This is a genomic window from Mesorhizobium sp. WSM4837 (assembly GCF_055811435.1).
Window position 1 is genome coordinate 1 of sequence record NZ_JBVVQE010000018.1, and the last position, 13,454, is coordinate 13,454.

15 protein-coding genes are annotated in these 13,454 nt (G+C 63.8%); 2 read left to right on the plus strand and 13 right to left on the minus strand.

The annotated features are described in order from the left end of the window. From AC0L3D_RS12795 to tesB, 4 genes are all read right to left on the minus strand, one after another. Window positions 1-1,151, minus strand: a 1,151-nt coding sequence (locus AC0L3D_RS12795; protein WP_473644558.1) for a DNA translocase FtsK 4TM domain-containing protein, incomplete at its 3' end; no start/stop codon positions are given. 372 nt (window positions 1,152-1,523) lie between these two features. Beyond that, window positions 1,524-2,951, minus strand: a complete 1,428-nt coding sequence (locus AC0L3D_RS12800; RefSeq protein WP_091592240.1) for an ammonium transporter — start codon at window positions 2,949-2,951, stop codon at window positions 1,524-1,526. Window positions 2,952-2,982: 31 nt separating this feature from the next. Continuing rightward, complete coding sequence (locus AC0L3D_RS12805) at window positions 2,983-3,321, minus strand: P-II family nitrogen regulator (RefSeq protein WP_023800571.1); 339 nt, start codon at window positions 3,319-3,321, stop codon at window positions 2,983-2,985. Between the two features lie 219 nt (window positions 3,322-3,540). Then, window positions 3,541-4,416, minus strand: coding sequence for an acyl-CoA thioesterase II (gene tesB, locus AC0L3D_RS12810; protein ID WP_128173684.1), 876 nt, complete (start codon window positions 4,414-4,416; stop codon window positions 3,541-3,543). 158 nt (window positions 4,417-4,574) lie between these two features. Between tesB and AC0L3D_RS12815 the strand changes: the two genes are divergently transcribed. Continuing rightward, window positions 4,575-5,834 carry a ubiquinone biosynthesis hydroxylase gene (locus AC0L3D_RS12815; RefSeq protein WP_473629508.1) on the plus strand — a complete coding sequence of 420 codons (1,260 nt, stop codon included), beginning with the start codon at window positions 4,575-4,577 and terminating at the stop codon, window positions 5,832-5,834. A 42-nt stretch (window positions 5,835-5,876) separates the two neighbouring features. Here the strand turns inward: AC0L3D_RS12815 and AC0L3D_RS12820 are convergent, their stop codons facing one another. The 3 genes from AC0L3D_RS12820 to AC0L3D_RS12830 form a co-directional block, all read right to left on the minus strand. Then, window positions 5,877-6,404, minus strand: a complete 528-nt coding sequence (locus tag AC0L3D_RS12820) for a hypothetical protein (RefSeq protein ID WP_473629507.1) — start codon at window positions 6,402-6,404, stop codon at window positions 5,877-5,879. A gap of 112 nt (window positions 6,405-6,516) precedes the next feature. Beyond that, on the minus strand, window positions 6,517-6,873 hold the full coding sequence (locus AC0L3D_RS12825; RefSeq protein ID WP_473629506.1) for a YciI family protein: 357 nt from the start codon (window positions 6,871-6,873) through the stop codon (window positions 6,517-6,519). 3 nt (window positions 6,874-6,876) lie between these two features. Then, window positions 6,877-7,089: a hypothetical protein gene (locus AC0L3D_RS12830; RefSeq protein ID WP_473629505.1), complete on the minus strand. Its 213-nt coding sequence runs from the start codon at window positions 7,087-7,089 to the stop codon at window positions 6,877-6,879. Between the two features lie 195 nt (window positions 7,090-7,284). On the opposite strand from AC0L3D_RS12830, the gene AC0L3D_RS12835 reads away from it, so the two are divergent. Further along, window positions 7,285-7,710, plus strand: coding sequence for an OsmC family protein (locus AC0L3D_RS12835; protein ID WP_473644559.1), 426 nt, complete (start codon window positions 7,285-7,287; stop codon window positions 7,708-7,710). 285 nt (window positions 7,711-7,995) lie between these two features. Here the strand turns inward: AC0L3D_RS12835 and AC0L3D_RS12840 are convergent, their stop codons facing one another. From AC0L3D_RS12840 to AC0L3D_RS12865, 6 genes are all read right to left on the minus strand, one after another. Continuing rightward, window positions 7,996-8,634 carry a YceH family protein gene (locus AC0L3D_RS12840; protein WP_473629504.1) on the minus strand — a complete coding sequence of 213 codons (639 nt, stop codon included), beginning with the start codon at window positions 8,632-8,634 and terminating at the stop codon, window positions 7,996-7,998. Between the two features lie 87 nt (window positions 8,635-8,721). Beyond that, window positions 8,722-9,501: a succinate dehydrogenase iron-sulfur subunit gene (locus AC0L3D_RS12845; protein ID WP_023800578.1), complete on the minus strand. Its 780-nt coding sequence runs from the start codon at window positions 9,499-9,501 to the stop codon at window positions 8,722-8,724. Window positions 9,502-9,883: 382 nt separating this feature from the next. Continuing rightward, on the minus strand, window positions 9,884-11,722 hold the full coding sequence (gene sdhA, locus AC0L3D_RS12850) for a succinate dehydrogenase flavoprotein subunit (RefSeq protein ID WP_091592471.1): 1,839 nt from the start codon (window positions 11,720-11,722) through the stop codon (window positions 9,884-9,886). 4 nt (window positions 11,723-11,726) lie between these two features. Continuing rightward, window positions 11,727-12,101, minus strand: a complete 375-nt coding sequence (gene sdhD, locus AC0L3D_RS12855; protein ID WP_268929907.1) for a succinate dehydrogenase, hydrophobic membrane anchor protein — start codon at window positions 12,099-12,101, stop codon at window positions 11,727-11,729. Window positions 12,102-12,124: 23 nt separating this feature from the next. Beyond that, the gene (gene sdhC, locus AC0L3D_RS12860; RefSeq protein WP_023800581.1) at window positions 12,125-12,544 is read right to left on the minus strand and encodes a succinate dehydrogenase, cytochrome b556 subunit; all 420 of its coding nucleotides are present in this window, start codon (window positions 12,542-12,544) and stop codon (window positions 12,125-12,127) included. Between the two features lie 448 nt (window positions 12,545-12,992). Beyond that, window positions 12,993-13,337, minus strand: a complete 345-nt coding sequence (locus AC0L3D_RS12865) for a hypothetical protein (protein ID WP_023800582.1) — start codon at window positions 13,335-13,337, stop codon at window positions 12,993-12,995. Window positions 13,338-13,454: the final 117 nt, after the last annotated feature.

Here is a 13,454-nt window from a genome sequence, read left to right on the forward strand (position 1 = left end):
TGGTCGTTGGGCGCGCACAGCACAGCCCGCCAGGGCTTTGCGATTGGTGCGGCGCCGATCCGCGCGGCCGGGGCGGCGCGCGGGCCCCGCGCGCCCGGCCCCGGCCGCGGCGCCGGCGCCGCGACGCGGGTGGCTGCATCGGAGCGGAACGGCTGCACCTTCGCATTGGGCGCAGCGCGGCGCTGGCCCGCGGGCTCCGGCGCAAAATCGATGTCATCGTCAAAAACATCGGCGTCGTCGGGATCGAGCGAGGCGCTGCGGTCGTTGACCATGGCGGCGAAGAATTCCGGCTCGACGCGGGCCCGGCCGTCGGCGCTCATCCGCGATTCGGCGAATTCGGCCGATTCGACCCGTTCGGCAGCGCGCCGCCAGGCGCTGGCGCGCGGCTCCGGTTCGAAATCGTCGCGCTCGCGGCGGCGAGCGGCGCGGCGGCGGAGATAGGCCCGCAACGACAGCCACCAATGCGTGATCGCGCCTAGCGCCAGAATGCCCTCGTCGCCCTCGTCCTCATCATTGTCGAAAAGCAGGTCGTCCTGGTCGGCTGCGGCCGGTTGCTCCAGGACGGCGAAACCATTCTTGCGTGCAATCAGCGCCGAGCCGTAGGCAAACAGCCACAGTGCCGGCGCGGACAGAAGCACGGCGAGCACGCTGGCGATGAGACCGGTCGGATAGCCGCCGACGACGAGGCCGGGAATCTTCAGCACCATGTCGCCGAACACGCCGCCGAGACCGGTCGGCAGCGGCCAGGTCTTGGGAGGCACCACGCAGCCGGCCATGGCCGCGGCAAGCACCGCGTAACCGAACCAGGCGAGCCCGCGCTTCGGCAGCCTGTCGACGCCGGGTGCCGAAAACAGCAGAAATCCCCAGGCCACCGCCGGCACCAGCGCCGCGACCGCGGCAAGGCCGAAGAACTGCATGGCTAGGTCAGAGAAGACAGCGCCCACATAGCCCATGGCGTTGGTGACGATGTTGTCGGTGGCGTGGGAGAAGCTTGGGTCGGCGACGTTCCAGGTGGCGAGGCTGGCGACGCCGAAGGCGACCAGCGCAAACAGGCCGGCGCCAAGCAGCCGGCCGACCTGACGCCGCGCGAACGCCCGGATGCCGTGCCCCGTATCGGCCAGCGCAAGCGGTGCTGTAGCCCCTGAACGCATTCGTCGTTCCCCGTCTGTCTTGGACTGGCCGGACGCATGACGCACTCCGGCAGATTCGGATGCCAGACTATCGGCGCGAAGGTTAAGGCCGCATTAACCATGGGTGCGTGCCGGCGCTCCCCGATTGGAAACCAGTCACACAAATGGCGGGCACGCTGGCCAGCCCGATGTTTCATCGCCAAGATCGATCAGGCGCCCGATCAAGCGATTGTGACCGAGCCTGGACTGCCACCGGGCGCGGCATCGCACGAAAAAAGAGGCCCGGAACCGGTCCGGGCCTCAATGCGTGAGCCCTTTTCGGGAGCGTCACGACGGGAGGGAAGGTGTTGGGCGGCCGAGGCCGCCCCAGACAAGACCCACAGGTGGCCTGGCTTACGGGTGATAGGCCGCTTCGCCATGCGCGGTGAGGTCGAGCCCTTCGCGCTCTGCATCGGCTGTCGGGCGCAAGCCTACGATCATATCGACGATCTTGTAGAGGATGGCGCTGCCGATGCCCGACCACAGGACGGTTACCAGGACACCCTTGAACTGCGACCACAACTGGGTCGCCGTGCCGGCATAGCCGGCGGCGAAGTCGGCCGTCGAATAATCGACGATGCCGGCGCCGCCGAGGGCGGGATTGACCAGGATGCCGGTGCCGAGCGCGCCGATGATGCCGCCGACGCAGTGGATGCCGAAGACATCGAGGCTGTCGTCGTAGCCGAACTTGTTCTTCACGACCGAGACGAAGAAGTAGCAGACGCAGCTGGCGACGATGCCGAGCACGATGACGCCCATCGGTCCGCCAAAGCCGGCGGCGGGCGTGACGGCGACAAGGCCGGTAACAGCGCCCGAAACCGCGCCAAGCATGGAGGCTTTGCCGCGCAGCAGCGTTTCGAGCACGATCCAGGTCACTGCCGCCGCCGCTGTGGCGACGAAGGTGTTGACCATGGCCAGCACCGCATAGGCGTTGGCTTCGAGGTTCGAACCGGCGTTGAAGCCGAACCAGCCGACCCACAGCAGCGACGCGCCGACCATGGTCAGTGTCATCGAATGCGGCGCCATGACGTCTTTGTTGTAGCCGATGCGCTTGCCGATCATCAGCGCGCCGACAAGGCCGGCGATGCCCGCATTGATGTGGACGACGGTGCCGCCGGCGAAGTCGATGGCGCCGAAGCTGAAGATGAGCCCCGACGGGTCGCTGTAAGCGCTCGGGCCGCCCCAGAACCAGACCATATGCGCGATCGGGAAGTAGACGAATGTGACCCACAGGATGGTGAAAAGGATCACAGCCGAAAACTTGACGCGTTCGGCGAAGGCGCCGACGATCAGGGCAGGCGTGATGCAGGCGAAGCTCATCTGGAAGATCACGAACACCAGTTCAGGAATGGCGACGCCCTTGGTAAAAGTTTCCGACACCGTCGTCACGTCGACGCCGGCGAGAAACATCTTGGAAAGGCCGCCGACGAAGGCGTTGCCGGGGGTGAAGGCAAGGCTGTAGCCGTAGAAAACCCAGACGATCATGACCACGCTGGTGATGGTGAAGACCTGCATCAGCACCGACAGCATATTCTTGGCGCGAACCAGGCCGCCGTAGAAAAGGGCAAGGCCGGGAATGGTCATCAGCAGCACCAGGATGGTGGAGATCATCATCCACGTCGTGTCGCCCTTGTCGACGGTAAAGGCCGGCGCCGCTGGCGCGGCCGGTGCGGCCGGCGCCGCTTCCTGCGCGAATGCGGCGACCGTGCCCAGCGCTGCGATAGCGAGTGAGCCCAGCAGCGCGGTGCGCGCCACCGACTTCAAAGTAGAAGGAATATTCATTGAACTCTCCATTGGAATACGTTTCCGCAGCTCAAAGCGCGTCGGTGTCTGTTTCGCCGGTGCGAATGCGCACCGCCTGGTCGATGCCGAAAACGAAGATCTTGCCGTCGCCGATCTGACCGGTCTTGGCCGCCGCAGTGATGGCTTCGACGGCCTTGTCGACCATGTCCAGGCCGACCGCGACTTCGATCTTGATCTTCGGCAGGAAGCTGACCGCGTATTCCGCCCCGCGATAGATTTCCGTGTGTCCCTTCTGACGCCCGTAGCCTTTGACTTCGGTGACGGTCAGGCCCTGGATGCCGACTGCGGTGAGCGCTTCGCGCACCTCGTCGAGCTTGAACGGCTTGATGATTGCCATCACGATTTTCATAAGGTTTCACCCTTTACTGTTGCGGGTCCCCGCGTTTGCACGACTTCGCCGATCCCCATGAGAGCCGGAGAGTGCCCGCTAGGATTCAAGCTCCGTGCCAGTTGCCGAAGCAGGGTGTTAAGCTGCTGTTAAATAACGACTTGGGGAAGGTTTGTCGGCTGACTGTTCATAGTCGCGGCAGCGCATCTGTTTAAAAAATAGGCAATTTTGCAAAATTGCCTATTCCGCGGGCGGCCGCTTCAGCCTGATCAGGCCTTCCTGGGCAACCGAGGCGATCAACGTGCCGTCGCGGGCAAACAGCGACCCGCGCGTGAACCCCCGCGACCCTTGCGTCGACGGGCTGTCCTGCGTGTAGAGCATCCAGTCGTCGAGTGGATGGCTGCGATGGAACCACATCGCGTGATCGAGGCTCGCCGCCTGGATGTCGCTATCGAAGATGGCGCGGCCATGCGCAAAGGTCGAGGTATCGAGCAGCGTCATGTCGGAAAGATAGGCAAGCACGGCCGCCTGCGTGGCGCGATCGCCCGGAACCGGGCCGGTGGTGCGGATCCAGATGTTCTGTTTCGGCTCCAGCTTCTCCCGGCTGGTGTAATGCTCCAGCATCACCGGCTTCATCTCGATCGGCCGGTCACGCTCCCAGTAGCGCCTGATGCCGTCGGGCACGGCCGCACCGAACTTGCCGATCAATTCGCGCTGCGACAGCAATGTGTCGGGCGCCGGCACGTCCAGCGGCATCGGCACCTGGTGCTCGAGACCGACCTCGTCCTGCTGGAACGAGGCTTCCAGCGAAAAGATCGCCTGGCCGTGCTGGACAGCCACGACACGGCGCGTGGTGAAGGAGCCGCCGTCGCGAATGCGGTCGACCTGGTAGATGATCGGCACCTTGGTGTCGCCCGGCCGCATGAAATAGCCGTGCAGCGAATGCACGTGGCGTTCGGGCTCGACCGTTCGCTGGGCGGCGACCAGCGCCTGGGCGATGGTCTGGCCGCCGAAGACACGCTGCCAGTCGAGTTTGGGGCTGCGACCACGGTACAGGTTGTGTTCCAGCTGCTCGAGGTCGAGAATGCCGAGAAGCTCGTCCATGGCCGCCGTCATGTTTCGCGCCCTCGTGTCGTTTTGATTCCGAAGTTCGCCTTAATTTCGATATTTCACTCGAAGCGAGCATCAGAAGCCGCAAAAGTGTTATGGCGGTTTCCGACAGGAATGACGGGCAGTCAAGGCCGGAAAGGAATTTGGCCGGAAAGGAATTTGCCATGCTCGACAAGGCGGATGCAAAAAACCGAACCGCGCTCGACATTCTGGTCGCCGGCGCCGGCTATGTCGGCCTTGCCGCCGCCGTATCGCTGAAACAGGCACGACCGAGCCTGGCCGTCGCTGTCGTCGACGCCGCGCCCGCCGGAATCTGGCAAAAGGACGGCCGCGCCTCGGCGATCGCCGCTGCCGCTTGCCGCATGCTCGACCAGCTCGGCGTCTGGGCCGAAATCGCCCCCGAGGCGCAGGCGATCACCGAGATGATCGTCACCGATTCGCGCACCTCCGATCCGCTGCGCCCGGTGTTTCTCACTTTCGATGGCGAGGTCGCGCCCGGCGAAGCGTTTGCGCATATGGTCGCCAACAGGGATTTGAACGGCGCCCTGCGCCGGCGCGCTGAAACACTCGGCATCGACATCATCGAAGGCGTCGCCGTCAGTGCCTTCGACGTCAACGGCGCCGGCATCACCGTGCATCTTGCCGACGGCGCGACGCTGAAGGCGCGGCTGCTGATCGCCGCCGACGGCGTCAACTCGAAGCTGCGCGACATGGCCGGCATCAAGACGGTGAAATGGGACTACGGCCAGTCCGGCATCGTCTGCACCGTCGCGCATGAACGGCCGCATAATGGCCGCGCCGAAGAGCATTTTCTGCCAGCCGGCCCGTTCGCCACGCTGCCGCTCAAGCCGGACAAGGACGGCACCCACCGCTCGTCGATCGTCTGGGTCGAGCGGTCGGAAGACGCCGAAAAACTGGTCGACGGCGACGACCTCGTCTTCGAGCACGAGCTGGAACAGCGGTTTGGACTGAAGCTCGGCGAAATTCGCGTCGCCGACAGGCCACGTGCCTGGCCGCTCGGCCTGACCATCGCCCGCGATTTCGTCGCGCCGCGCATTGCGCTCGCCGGCGACGCCGCCCACGGCATCCACCCGATCGCCGGCCAGGGCCTCAATCTCGGTTTCAAGGATGTGGCGGCGTTGGCCGAAGTGGTGGTCGAGGCCGACCGGCTCGGCCAGGATGTCGGTGCGCTCGACGTGCTCGAACGCTACCAGCAGTGGCGGCGCTTCGACACGCTGCAGATGGGCATCACCACCGATGTCCTGAACCGGCTGTTTTCCAACGACATCGGCCCGTTGCGCGCCGTCCGCGACATCGGCCTCGGTCTCGTCGAACGCATGCCGCGGCTGAAGGATTTCTTCATCCGCCAGGCGTCCGGTCTGTCCGGCGACACGCCGAAACTGCTCAAAGGCGAGGCGATCTGAACCCGACTGACGGGCCGGCATCACCTGAATATCAGCACACCCTTAGTTGACCTCGAAGCCGAGCTTCTGGCGCAGCCGCAGTATCCTCTGGTCGGATATTTTTAGGGGTTGCTCACCAGCCTGCGCCGCGCGGTTCACCATCTGCAGCAAATCGTTTCGCTCAGTCACATCGAGACGTTCGCGCAGGAACGGCGCCAGTTTGTCGATGACGATCGTGGCATCGTCGATCTGGGACGCCGCCCATTTGGCGTAGACCACGGCCTCATCGGTCTTCTTGTCGTCTGCAATCTCCGAAATCACCGACCGAATCACGGCTTCGCGCTGCGGCAGGACAGGGCCGTTCTCGGAAATGATTGCGGTGATCAGCGTCGCGGCCGCCACGACCGGATCGTCGATCGCCGTCAGCGGTGAGAGCGCCGCCTGCTTGCGCAACCTCTTGCGCCGAATGTTGCCTTGCACCCGCCCGACGACGTCCGCGACCTCGCGCGCCGCATCGTTCATGGCCTTCATCCGATACCACCAGAACGCCGCCGCTCCCAACAGCCCAATTGCAGCAATCAGTATATGCATGCCCGAAATCCCCCAACCGCAGCGACGATAGGAGAAGTGCTGTCTCGCTTCAACACGCAAAAGTTGCGCCCGCCGAAGAAATCGATTCCGCCGGACGCAACCGGAATTATGTTCAAGATCCCGGCACGTTGTAGATCGCCCTGACCTCGATGGTGCCGATTTCGGCCAGCGGAATCCCGCCGGCAATCCCCAGCGCCTCGTCGATATCCCCCGCCTCGATCATGACGAAGCCGAGCAATTGCTCCTTGGTCTCGGCGAAGGGACCATCGGTGATCAGCCGCTTGCCCTTGCGCCGGCGCACGGTTTTCGAGGTTTTTACCGACTGCAGCGCCTGCGCGATGATCAGCCGGCCGCTTTGCTCCACCGATTTGTCATAGGCCAGCGAGTCGGCGTCGAGCCTGGCCAGCCTCTCCGGGCTCATCGCGTAAAGGTCTTTTTCCTCACCATAAACCAGGCAAACATATTTCATCTCTCATCTTCCTTGTTGGGACGAACTGTTGGCGACCAAGGTCCCAGCCGGGCTTTTGACCGCCGCATGATCGAGAAGGGATACCGCAACCCCTATCATGGCGACCGCAGCAAGCAGTCGACCGAAACCGGAAGGTTGCCGATCCAACCGGTCAGGTTCCTGTTCAGCCGCCTTTCGGCCGGTGTCACCCCAGTGAGCAGAAAACAGATTATTCATGGTGTCCTCCATTCGGCCACGAAACCCGTGGCCGCCCGCAGGACGGCCGAGGCAGATGGAAGTCGACATTTTTGCACGCGGATTTTTTTTACGCGTCGCCATTGGCGCGAAAGCACGGGTGGCCTTAGTGCCCGCGCGCGCTATAGTCGACCAGACGCCGATCACGGCTCAGCCACCACAATCAAGGAGGACTTCATGGACCGCACCGCAAACGCCGTCTGGAAAGGCAATCTGAAAGAGGGCAACGGCACGCTCGACACGCAGAGCGCGGCCCTGAAAGGCACGCCGTACTCGTTCAAGGCGCGGTTCGATGACGAAAGCGGCAAGGCCGGCACCAATCCGGAGGAACTCATCGCCGCCGCGCATGCCGGCTGCTACGCCATGCAGTTCTCTCACTTCCTGGCCGAGAACGGCACCCCCGCCACCGAACTCGACGCCAAGGCGGTGGTGACGCTGGTCCCTGGCACGGGGATCACCGGCAGCGCGCTCACGGTGGTCGGCAAGGTGCCGGGCATCGATGCGGCGAAGTTCCAGGAGCTGGCCGAGAAGGCCAAGGCCGAATGCCCGGTCTCGAAGGCGCTCGGCGCCATAAAGGTTTCGCTCGACGCCAAGCTCGGCTGAGAGCGCCTTCACATATGACCAATTCCAGCCGGTGTAGGAAGCCATCATTGTTGAAGCCGGCTCCGCCCCTCATTGCCCTGCCGGGCATTTCTCCCCGTATAATGACGGGGAGAAAGAAGCTGGCCGCAGCTACGGCACCCTTCTTGCAACGCTGATAATTGCCGAAACGGCCGATGAGCATCCCTCTCCCCGTCACTATACGGGGAGAGGTCGCCGGCAGGCGGGTGAGGGGCAACGAACAAGATACCTAGAGAGGGCGCTCCCCTCCAACGCCTCAAAAGGTCATCAGCGTCCGTCGCCGGTCAGCGCGTCGATGCGTGCGCGCAGCTGTGCGACCTCTTCCTCGAGAGCCTGCACGCGCGCTTCGAGATCCGAGGCCGGCGAAGGCGCTTGCAAGGGCGCTACGGCAGCCGACAGCTGCACCGGCCCGCCCAGGAGATGCACATAGCGGTCCTCACGCTGGCCGGGACCACGATCGATCTGCTGAACGAGCGGCGGCTTGCGGCCGATCAACAGGTCGAGATTGCTGCGAAGCTCGTCGATGGAGGGCAACCGCGCCATGCGCTCGCTGCGCGCCAGCAATTCATAGGCGGTCTGCGGACCGCGCAGCAACAGCAGCCCAAGCAGCGTAATCTGCGCCGAGGTCAGCGAAAAGCGCTGCGCGACGACATGCTCGTAGCGCTCGACGCGCGAGGCAAAGACCTGCCTGACGAGCCCCTTGTGCTCGAGTTGGCCAAGCGCTCGTCTCACCTCGACAAGCTCGACCGACATCACCGGCTCGCGCGCCGTCTTCTGGTTGGCGGCGGCAAGTGCCGCATTGAGCGTCAGCGGGTAGATGTCGGGCGTCAGTTCCTTCTTTTCGATCAGGCAACCGAGCACGCGCGCTTCGACGGGAGAGAGGATGGGGAGTTCGGTATCGGTCATGGGTCGGCTTCCTTTGAAGTCGGCGGGACAGCGCCGGCGCGAAGGATCACTACCGACGAAATGATCCCTGCAGCAACCCGTCCGAAGCTAAACCCTTCTCTCCACCATCATCTTCTTGATCTCGGCGATCGCCTTGGCCGGGTTCAGCCCCTTGGGACAGGTCTGGGCGCAGTTCATGATGGTGTGGCAGCGATAGAGCCGGAACGGGTCTTCGAGATTGTCGAGCCGTTCGCCCTTGGCCTCGTCCCGGGAATCGATCAGCCAGCGATAGGCCTGCAGCAGCGTCGCCGGACCGAGATAGCGGTCGCCGTTCCACCAGTAGCTCGGGCATGAGGTCGAGCAGCAGGCGCACAAGATGCATTCATAGAGCCCGTCGAGCTTTTCGCGGTCCTCATGGCTCTGCAGCCATTCCTTGGCCGGTTCGGGCGACACCGTCTTCAGCCACGGCTCGATCGAGGCGTGCTGGGCGTAGAAATTGGTGAGGTCTGGCACCAGGTCCTTGACCACCGGCATATGCGGCAGCGGGTAGACCTTGATCGCGCCGGAAATGTCGTCGCAGCCCTTGGTGCAGGCCAGCGTGTTGGAACCGTCGATATTCATGGCGCAGGAGCCGCAAATGCCCTCGCGGCAGGAGCGGCGCAGCGTCAGCGTCGGGTCGATCTTGTTCTTGATGTAGAGCAGCGCGTCGAGCACCATCGGCCCGCAATCGTCCATGTCGACGAAATAAGTGTCCATGCGCGGGTTCTCGTCATCGTCCGGCGACCAGCGGTAGATGCGGTACTCCCGCAGATTGGTCGCACCTTCCGGCTTCGGCCAGGTTTTCCCGGCCTTGATCTTCGAGTTCTTGGGAAGCGTCAGTTCGACCATTACCTCAGGTCCTTTCGGATCGGCGTGCCGGAATATGCTGCGACCGCCAATGCCACCCTATTTCTCCGCGTGAACATAGCGGGAATTTACGAATCCCGTGCAACTGCCGTATACGCGCACTTCCACGGCTTTCTCTATAATTTGCCTTCTCGCGGCACGGGCTGGCAAATCCCCGTCTCCTACCACGCACCTAACTGGCCCATTGCCTTTCTCGAACCAAAATCTGTTTGACGACTGCGCGCTGGATGCGTCCCTCCAAACCGGGATGTCGTTAAACATCTTTGAGAATCTGCCTGCGTTATCATAAAGATAGACAGTGTCAGCTGACGTCGTGCAACCACCGGCAACAATCGAAAGCATCGGGACGGCTAAGTATTTCACCTCAATACACCCTGGCCTTGGGCGCGATCTTGGCCAGGTTGATGCCGCCGTCGGCTTCCCTAAGCAGCGGCTCGGTGTGCACCGGCCGATAGCTGAGCGACACCTCGCCGGCCTCGCTGAGCCGGGACAGCGTGTGCTTGCGCCAGTTCGCGTCGTCGCGCGCCGAAAAATCCTCCCGCGCATGTGCGCCACGGCTCTCCTTGCGCGCCTCGGCGGCGTAGACCGTGGTGATGGCGTTGGCCATCAGGTTTTCCAGTTCCAGCGTCTCGACCAGGTCGGAGTTCCAGATCATCGAGCGGTCGAACACTTTTACGTCCTTGAGCTCGCCCCAGATCTGCGAAATGCGCTTGCAGCCGCTTTGCAGCGATTCCTGGGTGCGGAACACCGCCGCATCGTCCTGCATCGCCTTCTGCATCTTTTCGCGCAAAACCGCCGTCGGCGTCGAGCCGTTGGCGTGGCGCAGCCGGTCGAAGCGGTCCATGATCCTGTCGACCGAGGCTTCGTTGGGCGACGGGATCGCCGCGTTGCGGTCGATCACCTGGCCGGCCCGGATCGCCGCCGCGCGGCCGAACACCACCAGATCGATCAGCGAGTTGGAGCCCAGCCGGTTGGCGCCGTGGACGGAGGCGCAGCCGGCTTCGCCGACCGCCATCAGCCCGGGCGACACCTGGTCCGGGTTCAAGGCGGTGGGGTTGAGCACCTCGCCCCAGTAATTGGTCGGCACGCCGCCCATATTGTAGTGGACCGTCGGCAGCACCGGGATCGGCTCCTTGGTCAGGTCGACGCCAGCAAAGATCTTTGCCGACTCCGAAATACCCGGAAGGCGCTCGTGCAAAACGGCCGGATCGAGGTGGTCGAGGTGGAGGAAAATATGGTCCTTGTTCTTGCCGACGCCGCGTCCCTCGCGAATCTCCAGCGTCATGCAGCGCGAGACCACGTCACGCGAGGCAAGGTCCTTGGCCGACGGCGCATAGCGCTCCATGAAGCGCTCGCCTTCTGAATTGACGAGATAGCCGCCTTCGCCGCGCGCGCCCTCGGTGATCAGGCAGCCGGCGCCGTAGATGCCGGTCGGGTGGAACTGCACGAATTCCATGTCCTGCAGCGGCAGCCCGGCCCGCGCCGCCATGCCGCCGCCGTCGCCGGTGCAGGTGTGCGCCGAGGTCGCCGAGAAATAGGCGCGGCCATAGCCGCCGGTCGCCAGCACCACCATTTTTGCCGAAAAACGGTGGATGGTGCCGTCGTCAAGATTCCAGGCGACGACGCCGGTGCAGGTGCCGTCCGGCTCCATGATCAGGTCTAGCGCGAAATACTCGATGAAGAACTGCGCGTTGTTCTTCAGCGACTGGCCGTAGAGCGTGTGCAGGATGGCGTGGCCGGTGCGGTCGGCGGCCGCACAGGTGCGCTGCACCGGCGGGCCGTCGCCGAAATTCATCATGTGGCCGCCGAACGGCCGCTGGTAGATCTTGCCCTCTTCGGTGCGCGAGAACGGCACGCCGTAGTGTTCGAGCTCGTAGACGGCGGCGGGTGCTTCGCGCACCAGATATTCCATGGCGTCGACGTCGCCGAGCCAGTCCGATCCTTTCACGGTGTCGTACATGTGCCACTGCCAGGAATCGGGCCCCATGTTGGACAGCGAGGCGGCGATACCGCCCTGAGCGGCGACAGTGTGCGACCGCGTCGGGAAAACCTTGGTGATGCAGGCGGTGCGCAGGCCCTGTTCGGCCATGCCGAGCGTGGCGCGCAGGCCGGCGCCGCCGGCGCCGACCACAACCACGTCGAATTTGTGGTCGACATAGCTGTAGGCGGACGCCGTGTTGGCGTTGTTCGCGTCCTTGGCCAAAATTTCAGCCTCCAAATGCCAGTTTGAGCAGGGCGAAGATCGAGGCGACGCCGACCACTACGGGAAAGAATGTGTTGAGGGCGAGCAGCGCCAGCCTCATGCCCTCGCCATGCACATAATCCTCGATGATCGCCTGCATGCCGAGCCGCATATGGTAGAGCCCGGACAACAGCACCAGGGCCAGGACCAGCGCCACGAACGGGTTGGCAAGTGCGGCGCGCACTTGCGCATAGCCGGCGCCGTTCAGCGCGATCAGAAAGCCGACGAAGAACAGGATCAGCGGAATGTTGGCGATCGCCGTCAGGCGCTGGCGCCAGAAATGCTCGGTGCCCTCGCGGGCGGAGCCGAGGCCGCGGACCTTGGCCAGCGGCGTGCGCATGTCGGTGTTGTGGTGGCTCACGATCAGGCTCCCCGCGCCATGTAGCCGGCGATCCAGATCAGCAGCGTCAGTACGACCGAGCCGGCCAGCGTCGCCCAGGCGACCCTGGAGGCGGTGTCCTTTTCAAGACCGGCCCCGGTGTCCCAGATCAGATGGCGCACGCCGCCCAGCATGTGGTGCATCAGCGCCCAGGTATAGAACAACAGCACCAGCCGCCCCAGCCACGAGCCGAAGGCCCAGTTGACGGCATCGAAGGTGGATTGCGAGCTCGCCGCCGCCATCAGCCACAGCGCGACCAGCAGCGTGCCGAAATAGAGCGCCCCGCCGGTGATGCGATGGATGATCGACATCGTCATCGTGATCGGCGGTCGATAGACGGTCAGATGCGGCGAAAGCGGCCGTTCACGTCTGGCAAATTCGCGGGTGGCTGGTGATTTGCTCATGGCTCCCCCAGTTCGGCGTCTCTGGAGCCCCAGGTGGAAATGCGGCATTACCGCTTCCGGTTGCGACTTTGGACAGCCCGGTTTCTAATGCTCTTTTTGCACCGCGTCAAAGCCGGAAAATCGTTTCGAAAACCTAATTTAGTCTGACAAAAGGCGGTGTTTGGCTTCAATCGATTAGGGCGCGACCCAAAGCCGGCGCAATGTTCGCTGCGGTGCGGTATGTGGTTTCGATCCTACGGCTTGGGGCATGTTGAGATTCAGGTCAGGCCGTGGCGAAAACAGTGGTTCCGAGAACGGAACGGAGCGTACTTTTGGGTACGTGAGTACCGGCCTCCGCCGGCCGTAGCCTTAACTGCCGCTACCGCTCATGAGTGCTTCGGCCGGCGGAGGCCGGAAGCGCAGGAAACCACTGTTTGCAGACCGGCCTCACCTGAATATCGGCATGCCCCTAGCGCTTGCAGGTCAGCGGCGTCCTCCCGCCCTTCATCACCAGCGCGTCGCGCCCGTCGATCACGATTGCGTCATGCGCCGCGCCAAAGCGGCTGTTTTGATTGGCTGGCGAGGCCGGCAGGTCCTCGCTGGCGCCGTCCGGGCCAAGCACCCGCACCGAAGTGCCGAGATTTTCGATGGTGATCCTGGCGCCGTCGGCGCAAGTATAGGTCGCGGTGCGCGGCTGCGGTGAATCGGCGAGCGGATTTCCGGCCTTCGGCGCATTGGTCTGAGACACGCAGGCAATTGTGGTCAGCAATGGACAAAGGGCCAGCGTCACCCGAAACGTCCGGCCTAACGCCATATGCTGCCTCCCTGCGCGTCAATCCAGCCGCGATGCTTTGCCAAGATCACCGATGTCGCGCTCGGCGCCGGCCGCGATGGTGGCGGCAAGCATGGCCGAAAGATGGCCGCGGATATT

Excerpts from the sequence above, each read along its gene's own strand:
- AC0L3D_RS12835 (WP_473644559.1), top strand. The coding sequence starts at position 7,285 with ATGGACCGCACCGCAAACGCCGTCTGGAAAGGCAATCTGAAAGAGGGC.
- AC0L3D_RS12815 (WP_473629508.1), top strand. The coding sequence starts at position 4,575 with ATGCTCGACAAGGCGGATGCAAAAAACCGAACCGCGCTCGACATTCTG.
- AC0L3D_RS12825 (WP_473629506.1), bottom strand. The coding sequence starts at position 6,873 with ATGAAATATGTTTGCCTGGTTTATGGTGAGGAAAAAGACCTTTACGCG.
- sdhD (WP_268929907.1), bottom strand. The coding sequence starts at position 12,101 with ATGCGCACGCCGCTGGCCAAGGTCCGCGGCCTCGGCTCCGCCCGCGAG.
- AC0L3D_RS12830 (WP_473629505.1), bottom strand. The coding sequence starts at position 7,089 with ATGAATAATCTGTTTTCTGCTCACTGGGGTGACACCGGCCGAAAGGCG.
- AC0L3D_RS12840 (WP_473629504.1), bottom strand. The coding sequence starts at position 8,634 with ATGACCGATACCGAACTCCCCATCCTCTCTCCCGTCGAAGCGCGCGTG.
- AC0L3D_RS12800 (WP_091592240.1), bottom strand. The coding sequence starts at position 2,951 with ATGAATATTCCTTCTACTTTGAAGTCGGTGGCGCGCACCGCGCTGCTG.
- AC0L3D_RS12820 (WP_473629507.1), bottom strand. The coding sequence starts at position 6,404 with ATGCATATACTGATTGCTGCAATTGGGCTGTTGGGAGCGGCGGCGTTC.
- AC0L3D_RS12845 (WP_023800578.1), bottom strand. The coding sequence starts at position 9,501 with ATGGTCGAACTGACGCTTCCCAAGAACTCGAAGATCAAGGCCGGGAAA.
- AC0L3D_RS12865 (WP_023800582.1), bottom strand. The coding sequence starts at position 13,337 with ATGGCGTTAGGCCGGACGTTTCGGGTGACGCTGGCCCTTTGTCCATTG.
- tesB (WP_128173684.1), bottom strand. The coding sequence starts at position 4,416 with ATGACGGCGGCCATGGACGAGCTTCTCGGCATTCTCGACCTCGAGCAG.
- AC0L3D_RS12805 (WP_023800571.1), bottom strand. The coding sequence starts at position 3,321 with ATGAAAATCGTGATGGCAATCATCAAGCCGTTCAAGCTCGACGAGGTG.
- sdhC (WP_023800581.1), bottom strand. The coding sequence starts at position 12,544 with ATGAGCAAATCACCAGCCACCCGCGAATTTGCCAGACGTGAACGGCCG.